The organism is Streptomyces sp. NPDC033165 (genome assembly GCF_055577965.1).
In genome coordinates, this window is record NZ_JBVIPK010000003.1 from 1 (window position 1) to 19,897 (window position 19,897).

General features: G+C 73.4%; 17 protein-coding genes. 6 read left to right on the forward strand and 11 right to left on the reverse strand.

All coding sequences use genetic code 11. From position 1 onward, the window contains the following. Positions 1–491 precede the first annotated feature (491 nt). The 5 genes from proC to ACZ5WC_RS07775 all read right to left on the reverse strand — a co-directional run bounded on the left by proC (position 492) and on the right by ACZ5WC_RS07775 (position 4,088). Positions 492–1,301 (reverse strand): pyrroline-5-carboxylate reductase, encoded by an 810-nt coding sequence (gene proC, locus ACZ5WC_RS07755; RefSeq protein WP_468539982.1) that lies wholly within the window; start codon positions 1,299–1,301, stop codon positions 492–494. Positions 1,302–1,388: 87 nt separating this feature from the next. After that, complete coding sequence (locus tag ACZ5WC_RS07760; protein WP_468539983.1) at positions 1,389–2,159, reverse strand: ABC transporter permease; 771 nt, start codon at positions 2,157–2,159, stop codon at positions 1,389–1,391. Beyond that, positions 2,156–2,998, reverse strand: a complete 843-nt coding sequence (locus tag ACZ5WC_RS07765) for an ABC transporter ATP-binding protein (protein ID WP_468539984.1) — start codon at positions 2,996–2,998, stop codon at positions 2,156–2,158. The genes ACZ5WC_RS07760 and ACZ5WC_RS07765 overlap by 4 nt, the downstream gene beginning before the upstream one ends. 122 nt (positions 2,999–3,120) lie before the next feature. Then, positions 3,121–3,678 carry a hypothetical protein gene (locus ACZ5WC_RS07770; protein WP_096633092.1) on the reverse strand — a complete coding sequence of 186 codons (558 nt, stop codon included), beginning with the start codon at positions 3,676–3,678 and terminating at the stop codon, positions 3,121–3,123. 53 nt (positions 3,679–3,731) lie between these two features. Further along, positions 3,732–4,088 carry an SH3 domain-containing protein gene (locus tag ACZ5WC_RS07775; RefSeq protein ID WP_468539985.1) on the reverse strand — a complete coding sequence of 119 codons (357 nt, stop codon included), beginning with the start codon at positions 4,086–4,088 and terminating at the stop codon, positions 3,732–3,734. A 134-nt stretch (positions 4,089–4,222) separates the two neighbouring features. Here ACZ5WC_RS07775 and ACZ5WC_RS07780 point away from each other — a divergent pair, with 134 nt between their 5' ends. Continuing rightward, positions 4,223–6,388, forward strand: coding sequence for a protein kinase domain-containing protein (locus tag ACZ5WC_RS07780; RefSeq protein ID WP_468540522.1), 2,166 nt, complete (start codon positions 4,223–4,225; stop codon positions 6,386–6,388). Positions 6,389–6,524: 136 nt separating this feature from the next. On the opposite strand, the gene ilvD is transcribed toward ACZ5WC_RS07780, so the two are convergent. The 4 genes from ilvD to ACZ5WC_RS07800 all read right to left on the reverse strand — a co-directional run bounded on the left by ilvD (position 6,525) and on the right by ACZ5WC_RS07800 (position 11,046). Then, positions 6,525–8,375, reverse strand: a complete 1,851-nt coding sequence (gene ilvD / locus ACZ5WC_RS07785) for a dihydroxy-acid dehydratase (RefSeq protein WP_468539986.1) — start codon at positions 8,373–8,375, stop codon at positions 6,525–6,527. 143 nt (positions 8,376–8,518) lie between these two features. After that, positions 8,519–9,151, reverse strand: a complete 633-nt coding sequence (locus ACZ5WC_RS07790; protein ID WP_468539987.1) for a TetR/AcrR family transcriptional regulator — start codon at positions 9,149–9,151, stop codon at positions 8,519–8,521. Then, positions 9,148–9,981, reverse strand: a complete 834-nt coding sequence (locus ACZ5WC_RS07795) for a sugar phosphate isomerase/epimerase family protein (protein ID WP_468540523.1) — start codon at positions 9,979–9,981, stop codon at positions 9,148–9,150. The genes ACZ5WC_RS07790 and ACZ5WC_RS07795 overlap by 4 nt, the downstream gene beginning before the upstream one ends. 114 nt (positions 9,982–10,095) lie before the next feature. After that, the gene (locus ACZ5WC_RS07800) at positions 10,096–11,046 is read right to left on the reverse strand and encodes a Ppx/GppA family phosphatase (RefSeq protein WP_468539988.1); all 951 of its coding nucleotides are present in this window, start codon (positions 11,044–11,046) and stop codon (positions 10,096–10,098) included. Between the two features lie 39 nt (positions 11,047–11,085). On the opposite strand from ACZ5WC_RS07800, the gene ACZ5WC_RS07805 reads away from it, so the two are divergent. Continuing rightward, a complete protein-coding gene (locus ACZ5WC_RS07805) occupies positions 11,086–11,943 on the forward strand; it encodes a DUF3109 family protein (protein WP_468539989.1) in 858 nt (285 codons plus the stop codon). Between the two features lie 17 nt (positions 11,944–11,960). Here ACZ5WC_RS07805 and ACZ5WC_RS07810 read toward each other — a convergent pair whose 3' ends face one another. Next, on the reverse strand, positions 11,961–13,916 hold the full coding sequence (locus ACZ5WC_RS07810) for a BACON domain-containing protein (RefSeq protein WP_468539990.1): 1,956 nt from the start codon (positions 13,914–13,916) through the stop codon (positions 11,961–11,963). A gap of 231 nt (positions 13,917–14,147) precedes the next feature. On the opposite strand from ACZ5WC_RS07810, the gene radA reads away from it, so the two are divergent. Then, entirely contained in the window at positions 14,148–15,560 is a 1,413-nt protein-coding gene (gene radA, locus ACZ5WC_RS07815; RefSeq protein ID WP_468539991.1) for a DNA repair protein RadA, read from the forward strand. A gap of 80 nt (positions 15,561–15,640) precedes the next feature. Next, a complete protein-coding gene (gene disA, locus ACZ5WC_RS07820) occupies positions 15,641–16,765 on the forward strand; it encodes a DNA integrity scanning diadenylate cyclase DisA (protein ID WP_003968311.1) in 1,125 nt (374 codons plus the stop codon). Between the two features lie 219 nt (positions 16,766–16,984). On the opposite strand, the gene ACZ5WC_RS07825 is transcribed toward disA, so the two are convergent. Continuing rightward, positions 16,985–17,794 carry a hypothetical protein gene (locus ACZ5WC_RS07825; protein WP_468540524.1) on the reverse strand — a complete coding sequence of 270 codons (810 nt, stop codon included), beginning with the start codon at positions 17,792–17,794 and terminating at the stop codon, positions 16,985–16,987. A 222-nt stretch (positions 17,795–18,016) separates the two neighbouring features. Here ACZ5WC_RS07825 and ACZ5WC_RS07830 point away from each other — a divergent pair, with 222 nt between their 5' ends. Next, positions 18,017–18,931, forward strand: coding sequence for an HhH-GPD family protein (locus ACZ5WC_RS07830; protein ID WP_468539992.1), 915 nt, complete (start codon positions 18,017–18,019; stop codon positions 18,929–18,931). 168 nt (positions 18,932–19,099) lie between these two features. Continuing rightward, on the forward strand, positions 19,100–19,771 hold the full coding sequence (locus ACZ5WC_RS07835; protein WP_311120073.1) for a SigE family RNA polymerase sigma factor: 672 nt from the start codon (positions 19,100–19,102) through the stop codon (positions 19,769–19,771). Positions 19,772–19,897 lie beyond the last annotated feature (126 nt).

Genomic DNA, 19,897 nt, shown 5'->3' on the forward strand with positions numbered 1-19,897 from the left:
GTCCCGTTTCACCGGGGCCCTCCGGGCGCTTCCCTTCGTTCTTGCGTTTCCGACTCTATCAGACTCTTTCGTGTCCGATTCCCGGTCGAAGCGGGGTGCTTTCGAGGTTCTTCGCTTTCGCGTTTTCCCTTTCCGGCGAGTCCGACTCTATCAGATCCTTTCGGGCCTGATTCCCAGTCAGCGGGGTTTGTCTTCCCGGCTGTTGGGCCGTTCCGACGAGTGAGACTTTAGCGGAATCATGGGCCCCGACGCTAATCGGGGTGCGTTCCTTCGAACGCGGATTCCTCATTTCGCGCAGGCACACGAAAAGGCATGCGACACGAGGTCGCGCGTCTTGTCGTGGTTACTGCGGAATGGTTGTCCGGGGACCGACCGGGGTCGGCGCTCACGTCGGACAACTCGGAGCACACTACGGATCTGCTCGGGGTGTGTCAACCCCCGGCCGGAGGTGGCGGCGGCCGGGGGCGGGGGGGGGTGGGTCCGGCTGGGTGTCAGCCGTTGCCGGAGGCCAGTTCGCGGCTGCGGTCGCGGGCGGCCTCCAGGGCGGCGATGAGGGCGGCGCGTACTCCGTGGTTCTCCAGTTCCCGGATGGCGCTGATGGTGGTGCCGGCGGGGCTGGTGACGGCCTCGCGGAGCTTGACCGGGTGTTCGCCGCTGTCCCGGAGCATCACGGCGGCGCCGATGGCGGCCTGGACGATGAGGTCGTGGGCCTGGGCGCGGGGCAGGCCGAGCAGGATGCCCGCGTCGGTCATGGCCTCGACCAGGAAGTAGAAGTAGGCGGGGCCGGAGCCGGAGAGCGCGGTGGCCGCGTCCTGCTGGGACTCCGGGACACGCAGGGTCTTGCCGACCCCGCCGAAGATCTCCTCGGTGGTGGTGAGGTGGGCGCCGGTGGCGTGGCTGCCCGCCGAGATGACGGACATGCCCTCGTCGACGAGGACGGGGGTGTTGGGCATGACCCGGACGACCGGGGTGCCCGGGGTGAGCAGGTTCTCGATGAACGCGGTGGTGATGCCTGCCGCCGCGCTGATGACGAGGCGGTCCGCGGTGACGTGCGGGGCGAGTTCGTCCAGGAGCCTGCCCATGTCCTGCGGCTTGACCGCGAGGATGAGGACATCGGCGTTCTTGGCCGCCTCCGCGTTGCTGACCGACTCGACTCCGTACCGCGTGTGCAGTTCCTGGGCCCGCTCGCTGCGGCGGGTGGTCACCAGGAGGTCGGCCGGTCGCCAGCCCGCCCGGATCATGCCGCTGAGGAGGGCCTCGCCGATCTTGCCGGTGCCGAGGACTGCGACTGTCTGGGTCATGCGTTCACCCTCCGGGCTGTGCTCTGCTGTCGAGTGTCTGGTTCGGGCTGTCCCGCCGTCCCTCCCGTCATCCTCGCATCGGGGCCCTCACGGCGTACGGCGGCGGAGGGTGATCGCGCCCAGGCAGAGGACCAGGAGCGCACTGCCCGCGACGACGGCCACGTCACGGACGAAGTCGCCGGTGATGTCGGGGTGGTGGAGGACCTGGTTCATGCCGTCGACGGCGTACGACATGGGCAGGACGTCGGAGATCGCCTCCAGGACCGGGTGCATCGCGTCGCGCGGGGTGAACAGGCCGCACAGCAGGAGCTGGGGGAAGATCACCGCCGGCATGAACTGGACCGCCTGGAACTCGGACGCGGCGAACGCGGAGACGAACAGGCCGAGCGCCGTGCCGAGCAGCGCGTCGAGCAGGGCGACCATGAGCAGCAGCCAGGGCGAGCCGATGACGTCCAGGCCCAGCAGCCAGATGGAGACGGCCGTGGCGAGCACTGACTGGACGACCGCGACCGCGCCGAACGCGAGGGCGTAGCCCGCGATCAGGTCGCCCTTGCCGAGCGGGAGGGCGAGGAGGCGTTCGAGGGTGCCCGAGGTGCGTTCGCGCAGGGTCGCGATCGAGGTCACCAGGAACATCGTGATCAGCGGGAAGATGCCGAGGAGGGAGGCTCCGACGGAGTCGAAGGTCCCGGGGCTGCCGTCGAAGACGTAGCGGAGCAGGGTGATCAGCAGGACCGGGACCAGCAGGAGGAGTGCGACCGTGCGGCGGTCGTGGGTCAGCTGGCGCAGGACGCGGCCCGCGGTGGCGGTCGTACGGGACGGGGTGAGGGCGCGGGCCGGGGTGGGGGCGGTGGTCGTCATCGCGGGAGCTCCTCGGGTGTGGGCGGGGTGTCGGCGCCTGCCTCGTCGACCAGGTGGAGGAACGCCGCCTCGACCGTGTCCGTGCCGGTGCGGTGGCGCAGGGCGTCCGGGGTGTCCTCGGCGAGGATGCGGCCTTCTCGCATCAGGAGCAGGCGGTGGCAGCGTTCGGCCTCGTCCATGACGTGGGAGGAGATGAGGAGGGCGGCGCCTCGGTCGGCGGCCAGGCGGTGGAAGAGGTCCCACAGGTCGCGGCGGAGTACGGGGTCGAGGCCGACCGTCGGTTCGTCCAGGACCAGCAGGTCGGGGGTGGAGAGCAGCGCGACGGCCAGGGAGACGCGGCTGCGCTGGCCGCCGGAGAGCGCACCGGCGAGGGCGTCGGCGTGGCTCGTGAGGTCGACGTCCCCGATGGCGCGGGTGACCGCTGCGCGGCGGGTGTCTCGGTGGGCGCGGCCGGGGTGCAGGACGGCGGCGAAGTAGTCGAGGTTCTGGCGGACGGTGAGGTCGGTGTAGACGGAGGGCGCCTGGGTGACGTAGCCGATGCGGGTGCGCAGGGCGGGGTGTCCGGCGGGGCGCCCGAGGACGTCGAGGGTGCCGGTGGCCCGGGCCTGGGTGCCGACCACGGTGCGCATGAGGGTGGTCTTGCCGCAGCCCGAGGGGCCGAGGAGGCCGGTGATGCTGCCGGGGCGGACGGTGAAGTCGAGGGCGCGGAGGACGGTGCGCGTGCCTCGTACGACCGTGAGGCCCTGGGCCTCGATCGCCGGGGGCGGGGACGAGGGCGGGGGTGGGTTCGGGGGGCTTGTGGGGGTGGCCGGTGTCGACCCGGGCTCATAATTCATCATGTGATGAATTCTTCGCCCGATGGCACCGCCCGTCAAGGGGCGGGAGGAGTGAAAACGGCTCAGCCCGCCGACGGGCATCGGCGGGCTGAGTGAGCTGAGTCGTTCGTGGGGCGGGCGGGCCCTCAGGTGCGCTTGGGGCGCTTGCGGCCGGAGGACTTGCGGGCCGCCGGGTTGCCGGTGCGGGCCGAGCGGCGCTTCTCGTACTGCGTGCGGGCCGTCTCGTACTCCGTACGGCGCAGCTTCTCGCCGGGGGCCTCCACGAGCGAGCGGACGAAGTAGGCGAGCAGCGAGCCGATGAAACCGATCGACTTCAGCCCCCGCAGGGCGTCCTCGCGTGCCGGGTCCTTCGGGCGGGCGCGGAAGCCCTCCCAGGTCTTGCGGAACGCGATGGCGCTACAGATCGCGAACATCACGATCACCAGCATCCCGACGAGGTTCCCGACCTCCGCGATCTCCAGGCCCTGGAAGGCGAAGCGCAGCACGAAGCAGGCGGCCACGGCGGCGGCCAGCGAGCCGGCCGCGACGCCGGCGCGGCGCAGCCCGTAGCCGCCGTCGTGCTCGACCCAGGTCGTGCCGAAGAAGCGGATGGGCTCGGGCTGCGGGCCCGGGGGCGTGGGGGCGCCGCCGGAGGGCTTCCCTCCTGCGGGCGGGGTGCCGGGGGCTTCGCTGTTCTCGCTCACGGGGTCGATTATCCGCCATGCCCCGTCGCCCCCGGCCCTGCGGCGGGGACCGGTCAGTCGCAGCGCGGTGCGATGTAGCCGTCGCGGCCGGTGTAGACGTACGCGTCGGAGACGAACTGGCCGTTGGCGATGTTGTCCCAGAGGTTCGACGTGCCGTAGGGGCCGGTGACCCGCTCCCCCGGCTTCTGGCAGTAGATCGGGATCTTCTGTCCGTACGGCAGGGTCCGGACGATGCGGTAGTTGGTGCCGGGGCCGGTGCGGACGTTGACCCGGTAGCCCGGGGCGATCGGGTACCGCGTGCCGGATGCGGCCGCCGTCGTGACCATCGCCCCGTCCGGGGCGGCCGCCCCGTCGGTGACGGCTTCGGCGTGCTCCGCCATGCGCTCCGCCGTGTGCTCTTCAACGCCCATGAGGGCCTCCCCCGTTGAGAAACGCGTACGCGCGTACGGCGTACGACGCGCAGGCTAGCAAGCCCCGTGTCTCTCGCACGCACCATCGACTAGGCTCCGTGCGTCGCATGCGCACGAGCACACGGGGGTGGGCGATGCCGCCGCTGCGAGGAGCCGGAGTGCATCCGGAAGCGGAGTTTCCGCGGTACGCCGGCGCCTACCGTCTTGAGGCCTGTCTCGGCTCGGGCGGCATGGGGGTCGTGCATCTGGCGCGCTCGGCCTCGGGGATGCAGCTCGCGGTGAAGGTGGTGCATGCGCCGTACGCGGCGGACCCCGAGTTCAGGGCGCGGTTCCGGCAGGAGGTGGCGGCCGCGCGGCGGGTGAGCGGGGCGTTCACCGCGCCGGTCGTCGACGCCGATCCGGAGGCCGGCCGGCCCTGGATGGCCACCCTCTACGTCCCCGGGCCCACCCTCTCCGAGCAGGTGAAGCGGAACGGCCCGATGGCCCCCGCGGAGCTGCGCAGGCTGACCGCCGGGCTGGCCGAGGCGCTGCGGGACATCCATCGGGCGGGCGTGATCCACCGCGATCTCAAGCCGAGCAACGTGCTGTTGACCGACGGCGGCCCCAAGGTCATCGACTTCGGGATCTCCCGGCCGTACGACAGCGATCTGCGCACGGAGACGGGCAAGCTGATCGGCTCGCCGCCCTACATGGCCCCCGAGCAGTTCCAGCGGCCGCGCGAGGTGGGCCCGCCCGCCGATGTGTTCGCGCTGGGGTCCGTGATCGTCCATGCGGCGACGGGGCGGGGGCCGTTCGACTCGGACAGCCCGTACATCGTGGCGTACCAGGTGGTGCACGATCAGCCGGATCTGGGCGGGGTGCCCGAGGAGCTGGCCCCGCTGGTCGGGCGGTGCCTGGCGAAGGACCCGGCGGACCGGCCGACTCCGGGCGAGGTGATGGCGGCGCTGGAGCCCCCGTCGTACGAGGCCGACGCGTTCATACCGGCGCAGCGGCGCCGGGCCTCGGTCGCCGCGGCGGTCCCGGCGGCGCCGGACCGGGACGGTGCGGAGGAGGACACGCATGTGCGCGCCGCGCGTCCGGTGCGGCGCCGGCGGCCGTCGCGCGCCCGGCCGGCCCTCGCGGCGGCGCTGCTCCTGCTGGTGGCGGGGGCCGGGGCGTACGCGGTGTGGGGCGGCGGGGAGGGGCCGGGCCGTACGGGGCCGGAGCGGGCGGGCGGCGGCGACCGGGCCGCCGAGGCCTTCGCCCCGTGGCGTACCGAGCTGAGGCGTACGGGGAGCGCCACGCCCGTCTGTGCCTCCGCCGGGTCGGGGGCGGCGCTGTACTGCTCGGTGGCCGGGACCGGCACGGCCAGGATCGATCCGGCGGACGGGCGCGTGCTGTGGTCGGCCGACGCCACATCGGCCGGGGCCGTCGCCGCGCCGATCGTCTCCGGCGGGGTCGTGCTGTCCACCGGCCCGGACGGGAAGCTGCGCGCGCTCGACCCGGTGAAGGGCACCGCTGTCCGCGACACCGTGCTCTCCGCGAGCCCCGGTGGCGTGTTCCCGGCGGGTGACACCCTGCTGGCCGTCGCGGACGGCGGCACGGTGACGGCGCTCGACGGCACGAGCGGTGCGGAGCGCTGGAAGCGTCCGCTCGCGGGGCACACCCGGCCGGACTTCGCCCTGTACGACGGGGCGTCCGGGCTCGCCTACGCCTTCGAGCACGCCTCTTCCGGCGCGTCGACCCTGGTCACCGCGGTGGACGCCCTGAGCGGCCAGGCGTCCTGGCAGCGGCGGCTGGACGGGGTGCTCACCCCGGTCGGCACGGCGGGATCGGGGGATCTGGTGCTGACGGCGATGAACCGCGACTCGGACACCTCCGGGCTCGTGCGGTACGCCCCCGGGACCGGCGCCGCCGTACGCCTCGCGCTGCCCTTCACGATGGACGGGCCCCAGGTGGTGACGGCCGGGGATGCCGCGTATCTGCTGGCGCGGGGCGGTTCGCTGCTGGCCGTGGACACCGCGGCGGGCGGTACGGCGGAGGCGGAGCTGTGGCGGCTGGAGACCGGGGTCGGGCGGGCTTCCGCGCCGGTGCTCGGGGAGGGCGGGCGGCTGTACTTCTCCGCCGCGGACGGGCGGCTGCTGGCCGTCGACACGGCCCGGGGTGCGCTGGTGGGGCAGACCCGGGCGCGGCTGAGCGGCGGGAAGCTGACGTACGCGTCCGACCTGCCCGCCCCGGTGACGGCGGGGCGGACGGTCGTGGGAACGGCGCCGGACGGGTCGGTCTTCGCGGTGGACGGGCTGGCGCCGGGGGGTTGGTGAGGCCGGGGGGAGCCTGGGGGCGGGCTGCCCCCGGCCCCCGCTCCTCGAACGCCGGACGGGTCGGACGACAGACGTCGGAGGGGCGGGAGAGCGGGAGAGCGGGGGTGGGAGGAACAGCTTCCGGGGGCCGGAAGCGTCAGCCCAGCTTCGAGACGTCCCTGACCGCGCCCCGGTCCGCGCTTGTCGCCATCGCCGCGTACGCGCGCAGCGCCGCCGAGACCTTGCGGTCGCGGGACTTGGGGGCGTACACGCCGTTCAGCGCCTCGCGGCGGGTGGCCAGTTCGGCGTCGTCGACCAGCAGCTCGATGGAGCGGTTCGGGATGTCGATCCGGATGCGGTCGCCGTCCTCGACGAGCGCGATCGTGCCGCCGGAGGCCGCCTCGGGCGAGGCGTGGCCGATGGAGAGGCCCGACGTGCCGCCGGAGAAGCGGCCGTCGGTGACCAGGGCGCAGACCTTGCCCAGGCCCCGGCCCTTGAGGAAGGACGTCGGGTAGAGCATCTCCTGCATGCCGGGGCCGCCGCGCGGGCCCTCGTAACGGATGACGACGACGTCGCCCGCCTTGATCTCCTTGCGGAGGATCTTGTCGACGGCCTCTTCCTGCGACTCGCAGACGACCGCCGGGCCCTCGAAGGTCCAGATCGACTCGTCGACACCGGCCGTCTTCACGACACAGCCGTCCACGGCGAGGTTGCCCTTGAGGACGGCGAGGCCGCCGTCCTTGGAGTAGGCGTGCTCGACGTCGCGGATGCAGCCGCCCGCCGCGTCCAGGTCGAGGGTGTCCCACCGCTCGGACTGCGAGAAGGCGGTCGCGGAGCGGACGCAGCCGGGGGCGGCGTGCCACAGCTCGATGGCCTCGGGCGACGGGGAGCCGCCGCGCACGTCCCAGTTCTTCAGCCACTCGGCGAGGGTGTCGGAGTGCACGGAGTGGACGTCCTCGTTGAGCAGGCCGCCGCGGTGGAGCTCACCGAGGAGGGCGGGGATGCCGCCGGCGCGGTGGACGTCCTCCATGTAGTACGTACCGCCGGGGGCGACGTTGGGGGCGACCTTGGACAGGCACGGGACGCGGCGCGAGACCTCGTTGATGTCCTCCAGGTCGTACGCCAGCTCCGCTTCCTGGGCGGCGGCCAGCAGGTGGAGGATCGTGTTGGTGGAGCCGCCCATGGCGATGTCCAGCGCCATGGCGTTGTCGAACGCGGCGCGGGTGCCGATGGAGCGGGGCAGGACCGTCTCGTCGTCCTGCTCGTAGTACCGCTTGGTGATCTCGACGACCGTGCGGCCGGCGTCCTCGTACAGCGCCCTGCGGGCGGTGTGGGTGGCGAGGACCGAGCCGTTCCCGGGGAGGGAGAGGCCGAGGACCTCGGTCAGGCAGTTCATCGAGTTGGCCGTGAACATGCCGGAACAGCTGCCGCAGGTGGGGCAGGCGTTCTCCTCGATGCGGAGGATGTCCTCGTCGGAGATGGACTCGTCGACCGCGTCGCTGATCGCGTTGACCAGGTCGAGTTTTCGCACGGTGCCGTCGACGAGGGTGGCCTTGCCGGCCTCCATCGGGCCGCCGGAGACGAAGACGGTCGGGATGTTGAGGCGCATCGCGGCCATCAGCATGCCCGGGGTGATCTTGTCGCAGTTGGAGATGCAGATCAGCGCGTCCGCGCAGTGCGCCTCGACCATGTACTCCACGGAGTCGGCGATCAGGTCGCGCGAGGGCAGGCTGTAGAGCATGCCGCCGTGGCCCATCGCGATGCCGTCGTCCACGGCGATGGTGTTGAACTCACGCGGGACCGCGCCCGCCGCCAGGATCGCTTCGGAGACGATCCGGCCGACCGGGGCGAGGTGGGTGTGGCCGGGGACGAACTCGGTGAACGAGTTGGCGACCGCGATGATCGGCTTGCCGATGTCCGCGCTCGCTACGCCCGACGCGCGCATAAGGGCGCGCGCGCCCGCCATGTTGCGTCCGTGGGTGACCGTGCGGGACCTCAGCTGCGGCATCGTCGCTCGCTCCTTCGGCAGGGGGACTGCCTCCGACAGATAAGAAAAGACTGTCTTCGAGCGTACGCCCCGAATCCAAGATCTGGACAGGCTGTCCGGAATGCGGGATGCCGTGGTCGTTCCGTGGGCATGCGCTGTGCGCGTCAGCTCTCCGCCAAGTATCGCTGGAGCGTGGGGGCGACCATCGCGACGATGTCCTCCGGGTCCGCCGAGGCGAGCGGCTCGGCGCGGACCACGTACCGCAGCATCGCGATGCCGAGCATGTGCGAGGCGGCCAGCTCGGCCCGGAAGGTCGGGTCCGGTACGTCCAGCTCCGCCGCGACCCGCTCCAGCAGCCGCCGCAGCACGAAGTCGCGGAGCACGTTGGCCGCCGCCTCGTGGGTGACGGCGGAGCGCAGGATCGCCAGCAGGGGCGTACGGGTGCCGGGGTCCTCCCACACGGAGAGGAAGAAGCGCGCGAGCCGCTCCCCCAGGCCCTCCGGCGGGCCGCCGAGGACGGTGGGGATGACCAGGGCGGGTTCGAAGGTGACCTCGACGGCGGCGGCGAAGACCTCGTCCTTCGTACCGAAGTAGTGGTGGACGAGGGCCGCGTCGACCCCGGCGGCCTTGGCGATGCCCCGGATCGACGTCTTGTCGTAGCCGCGCTCGGCGAACTCCGTACGGGCCGCCTCCAGGATGCGCGTACGGGCATCGGGGCCCTCGGACGCGGCCTTGCGGGAGGGGCGGCCCCGGCGGCGGGGTGCGGGGGCGGGCTCCTCGGGGTTCTCCTCGGTCACGGGCGGCGGATCTTCGAGGACGGGTCGGGGGCGGCGGCGGTGGTGGCCAGATGCAGGCGGGTGAAGGCCAGGGCCTCGGCGAGGTCGGCCTCGCGTTCGGCGGAGGACATCGCCCGGCGGGTGTTGACCTCGACCACGACATGGCCCTCGAAGCCCGTGCGGGCCAGACGCTCCAGCAGCTCCGCGCACGGCTGGTCGCCCCGGCCGGGCACCAGGTGCTCGTCCTTGGCCGAGCCCTTGCCGTCCGCGAGGTGGACGTGGGCGAGGCGGTCGCCCATCCGCGCCGCCATGGCGAGCCCGTCGGTGCGGGCGGTCGCGGTGTGCGAGAGGTCGACCGTGAAGTGGCGGTAGTCGTCGTTGGTGACGTCCCAGTCGGGGGCGTACGCGAGCATCTCGCGGTCGCGGTAGCGCCAGGGGTACATGTTCTCGACGGCGAACCGGACGTCCGTCTCCCCGGCCATCCGCCAGATCCCGGTCACGAAGTCCCGGGCGTAGTTGCGCTGCCACCGGAACGGGGGGTGCACCACGACGGTGGAGGCGCCGAGCTTCTCGGCGGCCGCCCTGGCCCGCTGGAGCTTGACCCAGGGGTCGGTGGACCAGACGCGCTGGGTGATCAGCAGGCAGGGGGCGTGGACCGCGAGGATCGGGACCTGGTGGTAGTCGGAGAGCCGGCGCAGGGCCTCGATGTCCTGGCTGACGGGGTCGGTCCAGACCATGACCTCGACGCCGTCGTACCCCAGGCGCGCGGCGATCTCGAAGGCCGTCGCGGTGGACTCGGGGTAGACCGAGGCCGTTGACAGCGCGACCTTCGCATCGGGGATGCGCACCACTGGTTCTGCCACCTGGACAGCCTACGGGCACCTGTGCGCCGCGCCGAGGGACCCTGGCGGAAAGTGATCAGGGCCATGGGCGTACGCCTCCGCCGCCCCGTCACCCACCGCCCGTCACCCGGGCAGGGCGACCCGCTCCACCGGCAGGTGGTCCAGGCGGCGCAGGATGACGCCCTCGCGCAGGGCCCAGGGGCAGATCTCCAGCTCCTCGACGCCGAACAGGTCCATCGCCCCTTCGGCCACCAGCGCCCCGGCGAGCAGCTGGGCCGCTCGGCCCTCGGAGACCCCGGAGAGGCGGCCGCGCTCCTCGACGGTCATGGTCGCCAGCTTCGGCACCCAGTCCTCCAGCGCCGCGCGGCTCAGCGTGCGCTGGACGTACAGCCCCTCGGCGGAGCGGGCGGCGCCCGCGATCCTGGCGAGCTGCTTGAAGGTCTTGGAGGTGGCGACGACGTGGTCCGGGCGGCCGGCCCGGCTGAACTCGCCGACCGTCCGGGCGATGCTGGCCCGTACGTGCCGGCGCAGCGACCTGACCTGTTCGGGGTCGGCCGGGTCGTCCGGCAGCCAGGCACCGGTGAGGCGGCCCGCGCCGAGCGGCAGCGACACCGCGATGTCCGGCTCCTCGTCGATGCCGAAGGCGATCTCCAGCGAACCGCCGCCGATGTCCAGGACCAGCAGCTTCCCCGCCGACCAGCCGAACCAGCGGCGCGCGGCCAGGAAGGTCAGCCGGGCCTCCTCCTCGCCGCTGAGAACGGCGAGGTCGACGCCGGTCTCGACCTGTACGCGCTCCAGCACCAGGTCCGCGTTGGTCGCCTCGCGGACCGCGGAGGTGGCGAAGGCGAGCACGTCCTCGCAGCCCTTGTCCTCGGCGGCCTGGACCGCCCCGGCGATCGTCGCCACGAGCCGGTCGACGCCGAGCGGGCCGATCGCACCGGTCTCGTCGAGCAGTTCGGCGAGCCGGAGCTCGGCCTTGTGCGAGTGCGCGGGCAGCGGGCGGGCACCGGGGTGGGCATCGACCACCAGCAGATGAACCGTGTTCGATCCCACGTCGAGGACTCCGAGTCTCATACGGGAACGCTACTGCTCCATCGGACTTACTCTGGGCGCGTGCCAAAGACGAAAAAGGCTAAGCAGGACAAAGCCACGAAGAAGCAGAAGACGAACAGGGAGACATCACCGTCGGAGGCGAGCGGCCCCGGCCCGTCCGACGAGAAGGGCATCGACTTCGCGCGGGCCTGGGTGGAGTTTCCCGACCCGGCCGACGACGAGCAGGTCTTCCGCTGCGACCTGACCTGGCTGACCTCCCGCTGGACCTGCATCTTCGGCAGCGGCTGCCAGGGCATCCAGGCGGGCCGCGCGGATGACGGCTGCTGCACGCTGGGCGCGCACTTCTCCGACGAGGACGACGAGAAGCGGGTGGCTGAGCACGTGGCGCGGCTCACCCCCGAGCTGTGGCAGTTCCACGATGTCGGTACGGAGACGGGCTGGGTCGGCGTCGACGAGGACGGCGAACGGCAGACACGCCGCTGGGAGGGCTCCTGCATCTTCCAGAACCGGCCGGGATTCGCCGCCGGGGCGGGCTGCTCGCTGCACATCCTGGCGCTGCGGGAGGGCAAGGAGCCCCTGGAGACCAAGCCGGACGTGTGCTGGCAGCTGCCGGTGCGGCGGACGTACGACTGGATCGACCGGCCCGACGACACCCGGGTGCTCCAGGTGACGATCGGGGAGTACGACCGCCGGGGCTGGGGCCCGGGCGGTCACGACCTGCACTGGTGGTGCACGTCGGCGACCTCGGCGCACGGGGCCGGGGAGCCGGTGTACGTGTCCTACCGCCCGGAGCTGATCGAGCTGATGGGCAAGGAGGGGTACGACCGGCTCGTCGAGCTGTGCGAGGAGCGGCTGTCCTCGCTGCTGCCGATGGCCCCGCACCCGGCGGACCCGCCGCTGCCTCCGAAGAAGCGCTGAGTCCGGCCGGCGGGCCGTCAGCCCGCCGGGGCCGGGTCGGAGGGCCCCGGGTCCGTCGGGTCCGGGTCCGGGTCCGGGTCCGGAGTGCCCGGGTCCGTGGGCCCCGGGTCGGTCGGGTCCGGCGTCGGGTCGGGCGGGTCCGTGGGGTCCGGCGGATCGGTCGGGTCCGGCGGGTCCGTGGGGTCGGTCGGGTCCGGGCCGGGGTCGGTGGGGCCGGGCCCCGGGTCCGTGGGGCCGGGGTCGCTCGGGCCGGGATCGCTGGGGCCGGGGTCCGTGGTGCCCGGGTCCGTGGGACGGGGTGAGCCCGTCCCGGGGTGCGTGGGGCGCGGGCCGCCCGTCGTCGGGGAGGCCGCCCCGTAACCGTCGATGAGCACGACGGAGGCGGACGGGGTCAGCGAGATCCGGGCCCGCCACGGGCCGCTCGGCTGCGCCGCGTGGATCACCGAGACCGCGATCGTGGTGGACTGCCCGGCGGCGAGCGTGCCGGACGTACGGCTGAGGCGCAGCCAGGGCGCGTCCGTCGCCGCCGACCAGGCGACCGGCCCGCCGCCGGAGGCGGTCAGCGTGATCGTCGTGACGGCGCCGGAGGTCCGGGCGGTGACCTCCAGGCGGGCATCGCGCTGCTGTGCGCCGCCGACGCTGATGACCTCGGCGGTGACGTCCGGGACGCGGGCGCCGAACCGGTCGCCGGGGCGGGCGTTGCCCGCCGCCTCGTACGGGTCGCCGCTCATGCCGCCCGCGCCGTCGACCTCGGTGGCGGTGACGGATGTGCCGTCGTGGCCCTCGCCCGTCTGCGGTGCTCCCCGGTACGCGGCCCACAGGGCGATCACGGGGGCGGCGACCACGGTCGCGACCACGGTGGTCGTCACGACCCGGGCGCGCAGCCGGTCCCGGCGGGCGGCGTGGTCCTTGGGGTCCAGGGGGAACCCGGTGCGGTCGAAGCGCGGGCCGCCGGAGCGGGAGCGCTGGGCCTGGGCCATCGCCACGTACACGGAGGGCCGGGGGGCCTCGACGAGGGGGAGGGCGGCGGCCGGGGCCAGGGCCGCTCCGGGCCAGGGCCCCGCGGCGTCGGCCCGCTCGGCGGCGCGGCGGCAGCGCGGGCAGTCGTCGACGTGCCGGACGAGCTCGCGGCGCAGGGCGGCGGAGAGCAGCACCTGGTGGTCGCCGGTGAGCCGGGCGACGGTGGGGCAGTCACCGGTCTCGACGACGGCGAGGGCGGCGCGGGTGCGCTCCACCTCGCAGGCCGCGGCGGCCAGCAGCTCGCGGGCTGTGACCGGCTCCATGCCGAGCACGGCGGCGACGGCGCGCGGGGTGAGCCGGTGGCGTACGGCCAGTTCGAGGGCTTCGCGCTGCTCGGGGGTGGTGCCCGCGGCCTCGGGCCAGGCGAGCGTGGCGAGCTCCCGGCGGCGGGCCTCGGCGGCCGGGGACTCGGCGGGTGCGGGGGTGGTGGCGTCCTCGGGGGTGGCGGGGCGGGCGGTGGCGGAGGGGGTTGCTGGTGCGGTCTTTCCCCGCGGGTCCGCTGCGTGCTTTCCCTGCGGGCCCGCTGCGTGCTTTCCCTGCGGGCCCGGTGCGTACTTCTCCTGCGGGCCCGGGGGCGTGGGGGTCGCGGAGGCCTTGGCCGTACGGGGTGGCTTGGCCGGTCCCGACGGGCGGCGGTGGGCCTGGCGGCCGCGCTTGCGCTCGGTGAGGGTGCGCAGGCAGGTCCATCGGGCCAGGGCGTACAGCCAGGATTTACGTTCCTCCTCGGCCTCGGGACACCGGGCGTCCTGCCGGTCCGCGACCGCGAGGACCGCGCCGAGCGCCTCCGCGGCCGCGTCGTGGTCGCAGAGCACGGAGAGGCAGTAGGTGAACAGCCCGTCGAGATACGGCTCGTAACGTGCGGGGGATCGCTGTGCCGCGGCGTGATGGTCCCGGCGGTGCGCCCGGTGTGCGCCGGTGGTGTGCGTGGGGGTCTCCAGCCTGCTGCTCGTCACCCGGCGACCGTAGGCAGAGGAGCGCATGCCCTTAGCGCCCCTTGAGCACTTTTAATCCCAACGGGTGAACGTATCCCTCGAAAGGGGACAGGGATCAGCGGTTCCCGCCCGGGGCGCTCAGGAATGCTCCGGGATGCCTCCGTGCGCCCTCCGTGCGAGCGGGCCGGGTGACGGACCGGATGCGCGGACCGCGCGGGCGGGACTGTCGGACCCCACCGCTACGGTGGCGCCATGGCTGCCCGTACGAAATCCGCGAAGGACCGACCGTCCTACCGCTGCACCGAGTGCGGCTGGACCACCGCCAAATGGCTCGGCCGCTGCCCCGAGTGCCAGGCGTGGGGGACGGTCGAGGAGTTCGGCGGCGCCCCCGCCGTGCGCACCACCGCGGCCGGGCGGGTCTCGACCGCCGCCGTGCCGATCGGCCAGGTCGACAGCCGGACGGCCACCGCCCGTTCGACCGGGGTCGGCGAGCTGGACCGGGTGCTCGGCGGCGGGCTCGTGCCGGGCGCGGTCGTGCTGCTGGCGGGCGAGCCGGGGGTCGGCAAGTCGACCCTGCTGCTGGACGTGGCGGCCAAGGCGGCGAGCGACGACCACCGCACGCTGTATGTGACCGCCGAGGAGTCCGCGAGCCAGGTCCGGCTGCGGGCCGACCGCATCCGGGCGATCAACGACCACCTCTACCTCGCGGCGGAGACCGACCTGTCCGCGGTGCTCGGGCACCTGGACGCGGTCAAGCCCTCGCTGCTGATCCTCGACTCGGTGCAGACGGTCGCCTCGCCCGAGATCGACGGCGCGCCCGGCGGGATGGCGCAGGTCCGGGAGGTCGCCGGGGCGCTGATCCGGGCGTCCAAGGAGCGCGGGATGGCCACGCTGCTGGTCGGCCACGTGACGAAGGACGGCGCGATCGCCGGGCCCCGGCTGCTGGAGCACCTGGTCGACGTGGTGCTGTCCTTCGAGGGCGACCGGCACGCCCGGCTGCGCCTGGTGCGCGGCGTCAAGAACCGCTACGGGGCGACCGACGAGGTCGGCTGCTTCGAGCTGCACGACGAGGGCATCACCGGCCTCGCCGACCCTTCGGGCCTCTTCCTGACCCGGCGCGACGTGGCGGTGCCGGGCACCTGTCTGACGGTGACGCTGGAGGGCAAGCGGCCTCTGGTCGCGGAGGTGCAGGCGCTGACCGTCGACTCCCAGATCCCTTCGCCCCGGCGCACCACCTCCGGCCTGGAGACCTCCCGGGTCTCGATGATGCTGGCCGTGCTGGAGCAGCGCGGCCGGATCAGCGCGCTCGGCAAGCGGGACATCTACAGCGCGACGGTGGGCGGTGTGAAGCTCACCGAGCCCGCGGCCGACCTGGCCATCGCGCTCGCGCTGGCCAGTGCCGCCAGCGACACCCCGCTGCCGAAGAACCTGGTCGCGATCGGTGAGGTGGGGCTCGCGGGCGAGGTCAGACGGGTCACCGGCGTGCAGCGGAGACTGGCCGAGGCGCACCGGCTGGGCTTCACCCACGCCCTCGTCCCGACCGACCCGGGGAGGGTCCCCGCCGGTATGAAGGTCACGGAAGTCGCCGACATGGGCGACGCCCTGCGGGTCCTCCCGGCCCGCTCTCGCAAGGAGGCACCGCAGGAGGACAAGGCGCGCCGGTAGACTTTGCCCTGGTCTCGCCCGCCCGTGGACACGGCATGGCGGACGCAAGGGCACCGCAAACCTGTGACCGGAGGAGTGCAGTGGCAGCCAACGACCGGGCGACGACGCCCGGAAAGTCCGGCCAAGGCACCGGCAACGAGGCGCTGATGCGCGCCTCGTTGAGCGCGGTCGCGCCCGGTATGGCCCTGCGGGACGGCCTGGAGCGCATTCTCCGCGGCAATACCGGCGGGCTGATCGTCCTGGGCATGGACAAGACCGTCGAGTCGATGTGCACCGGCGGATTCGTGCTGGACGTGGAGTTCACGGCGACGCGCCTGCGCGAGCTGTGCAAGCTCGACGGGGCGCTGATCCTCGACAAGGACATGACCAAGATCCTGCGGGCCGGCGTTCAGCTGGTCCCGGACGCCTCGATCCACACCGAGGAGACGGGCACCCGTCACCGTACGGCGGACCGGGTTTCCAAGGCGTGCGGCTTCCCCGTCGTCTCGGTCTCCCAGTCGATGCGGCTCATCGCGCTGTACGTGGACGGGGAGCGGCGGGTCCTGGAGGAGTCCTCCGCGATCCTGTCCCGGGCCAACCAGGCGCTCGCCACCCTGGAGCGGTACAAGCTCCGCCTCGACGAGGTCGCGGGCACGCTGTCCGCGCTGGAGATCGAGGACCTGGTCACCGTGCGGGACGTGACGGCGGTGGCGCAGCGGCTGGAGATGGTGCGGCGGATCGCCACGGAGATCGCGGAGTACGTGGTCGAGCTCGGCACCGACGGGCGGCTCCTCTCGCTCCAGCTGGACGAGCTGATCGCGGGCGTGGAGCCGGAGCGGGAGCTGGTCGTCCGCGACTACGTCCCCGAACCGACGGCGAAACGGTCGCGCACGGTGGCCGAGGCGCTGACGGAGCTGGACGCGCTGAGCCACACCGAGCTGCTGGAGCTGCCGGTGGTGGCGCGGGCGCTGGGCTACAGCGGCTCGCCCGAGACGCTGGACTCGGCGGTGTCCCCGCGGGGGTTCCGGCTGCTGGCGAAGGTGCCGCGGCTGCCGGGGGCGATCATCGAGCGGCTGGTGGAGCACTTCGGGGGCCTGCAGAAGCTGCTGGCGGCGAGCGTGGACGACCTCCAGACCGTGGACGGCGTCGGCGAGGCGCGGGCGCGCAGCGTGCGGGAAGGGCTGTCGCGGTTGGCGGAGTCGTCGATCCTGGAGCGGTACGTCTGAGTTCGGCTCGGATGGGGAGGGCGTCCGGGCGGGCGCCCTCTTTCGCGTGCCGTCCACCGGGGCGGGGGTTCCGTTCTCAAGCCGGACGGGCTGGGATTCACGGGCCCCCAGCCCCAGCATGGGCGCCACCCGCCCGGGCGGAGGGTTCCGTCCTCAAGCGCCGGACGGGCCGGAAGGTGCTGCGCTGGGCTGGATGCGGCCCGGACACGGGCTGAGGCGTCAGTCCTTCGACAGGACGAACGACGCGCGCTGGACCGGGCCGCCCTCGGGCTTCGCCTCCAGGAGGTACGTTCCCGGGCCCGCCTTGCCCGGCGGCGGGGTCGCGCAGTCGGGGGCGGAGCGGGTGCGGTTCCAGTCCACGGTGTGCACCACCGTCTCGCCCGCCGGGACCTTCAGGAACAGCGGGCCGGGTGCGGCGGGGCAGTCCTTCGAGGACCAGACCGTGTCCTCACCGTCGCCGCCCGCCTCGGTGACGGTGAGGACCACGTTCTTCGGTCCGAGGTCGGTCTTGCAGGTGGCGGACGAGGTGTTCTTGGCGATCAGTTCGAACTTCGGCTTGTCGTCGGGGCCGTAGCTGACCTTCGTACGCAGGCTCAACTGCACCGCGCCGGGCTTGCAGTCGGGCAGCGGGGAGTTCGCCGGAACCTGCTGTCCGCCCGCACCGGCCGTACCCGCAGAGCCTGTTGACGATCCGTCGGACGACGCTCCGTCACTCGCGCCGTCGGAGGACGCACCGGTGTCGCCGTCGCCGCCGTCGGAGCCGCCGGGACCCTCGGAGCCGCCGTCCTCGCCCGACTCGTCGCGCCCGCCAGGCTGTTGGCTGATCGCGGGGCCGGTGCTCGACGGTCCGGGGGTGATCGACTTGACCGGGTCGGAGCCGCCGGACTTGCCGTCGCCCGTGCTCCCCCCGCCGCCGGCGGAGGTGACCGCCCAGGCGACCAGCGCAGCGAGCAGCGCAACCAGGAGTGCCGCTACCGCCCTCCGTCGCCAGTAGATGCTGGAGGGAAGCGGACCGACCGGATTACGCATAGATCCCACGGCCCAAACTGTACGAGAGATCCGGGGCCGCTCGGGCCCCACCCGCCGCTCGGGGCACAAGTTTTGCTGATCATCATCACGGGCGGCGCTCGCGCAGGCCGGGGCACAGGGGACAGAACGGGTGGCCGTTGTCACTCGCTGAGCCGCGCGTGCGGCCGACACCCCCGCACCCGTGACCGGCCGCCCCTCTTCCGTGCCAGGATCGGGAGTGCGATGACTGCCATGACTTCGACTTCACCTCAGACGCCCCCCGCCGCCGCCTCCCTCCACACCCCCGTCATCGGATGGTTCGAGCAGCACGCCCGCGATCTGCCCTGGCGCCGCCCCGAAGCGGGCGCCTGGGGCGTGATGGTCAGCGAGTTCATGCTGCAACAGACCCCGGTGAGCCGGGTCCTCCCGGTGTACGAACAGTGGGTGGCCCGCTGGCCCCGCCCCGCCGACCTGGCCGCCGAGGCGCCGGGCGAGGCGGTACGCGCCTGGGGCCGGCTCGGCTACCCGCGCCGCGCGCTGCGGCTGCACGGGGCCGCGCAGGCGATAACGGAACGGCACGGCGGCGACGTACCGAGCGAGCACGCGCAGCTGCTGGCGCTGCCCGGGATCGGCGAGTACACGGCGGCGGCGGTGGCCTCGTTCGCGTACGGGCAGCGGCACGCGGTGCTCGACACGAACGTCCGCCGGGTGTTCGCCCGCGCCGCGACCGGCATCCAGTACCCGCCGAACGCCACCACGGCCGCCGAGCGCAAGCTCGCCCGGGCCCTGCTGCCCGAGGAGGAGGAGCGGGCGGCGCGCTGGGCGGCGGCCACGATGGAGCTGGGTGCGCTGGTGTGCACCGCGCGCAACGAGGACTGCGACCGTTGCCCGATCGCCTCGCAGTGCGCGTGGCGGCTGGCCGGGAAACCCGCGCACCAGGGGCCCGCGCGGAAGGGGCAGACGTACGCCGGTACGGACCGCCAGGTGCGCGGGCGGCTGCTCGCGGTGTTGCGGGAGGCGCTGAACCCGGTCCCGCAGGCCGCCCTGGACGCGGTGTGGGACGAGCCGGTGCAGCGGGCCCGTGCGCTCGACGGGCTGGTGGCCGACGGGCTGGTCGAGCCGCTGGCCGACGGGCGTTACCGGCTGCCGCTGACCTGAACCCGGGCCCCGGGCAGGGCGCTGTGAAGGGTCCCGCCCGGGGCTGTTACACAACCGATGGACAGCCGTGCACCGTCCTACGGCTGCTCCGCACATCGCCGTGACAACGCCTCCGTAGCGTCTCCGACAGCAGTGCACGGGGATCGAACGGGGACGGAGGCGGTTGTCATGGCGCAGGGCGAGGTGCTCGCGTTCGAGGACTACGTACGCACACGGCAGGAGGCCCTGCTGCGCAGCGCGCGCCGCCTGGTCCCCGACCCCGTGGACGCGCAGGACCTGCTCCAGACCGCCCTGGTGCGGACGTACGGCCGCTGGGACGGCATAGCCGACAAGTCCCTGGCCGACGCCTATCTGCGCCGCGTCATGATCAACACCCGTACGGAGTGGTGGCGGGCGCGCAAGCTCGACGAGGTGCCCACCGAGCAGCTGCCCGACGCGAGCGTCGAGGACGGCAGCGAGCAGCGCGCCGACCGCGCCCTGCTGATGGACATCCTCGGGATTCTGGCTCCGAAGCAGCGCAGCGTCGTCGTACTGCGACACTGGGAGCAGATGAGCACGGAGGAGACGGCCGCAGCGCTCGGCATGTCCGCCGGTACGGTCAAGAGCACGCTGCACCGGGCGCTGGCGCGACTGCGTCAGGAGCTGGAGAGCCGCGAGCTGCACAGCCGCGAGGCGGTCGCCCGGGAGACCGGGAGCCACCGCGCGGCGGCGCCGGTCGCCTCCGCCCGTGTCGTCGCCCAGCGATCGCCGGTCACGGTGGTTCCGGGCGGTCGGGCACACACACCGGCGCAGCGGCACGGGCGTCACGACGAGCGGGGGATGGAGCGGTGCGCGGCCTGACAGGCAGCAGCGGCGGCATCAGCGGGAGCGGGGGCGGCAGCCCCGAAGGCGGCTCGGACAGCGGTTCGGGCGGCGGCTTCGACGGTGCGGACGGCGACGGCGCCCCGGGGAGATCCGGCCGGGGCC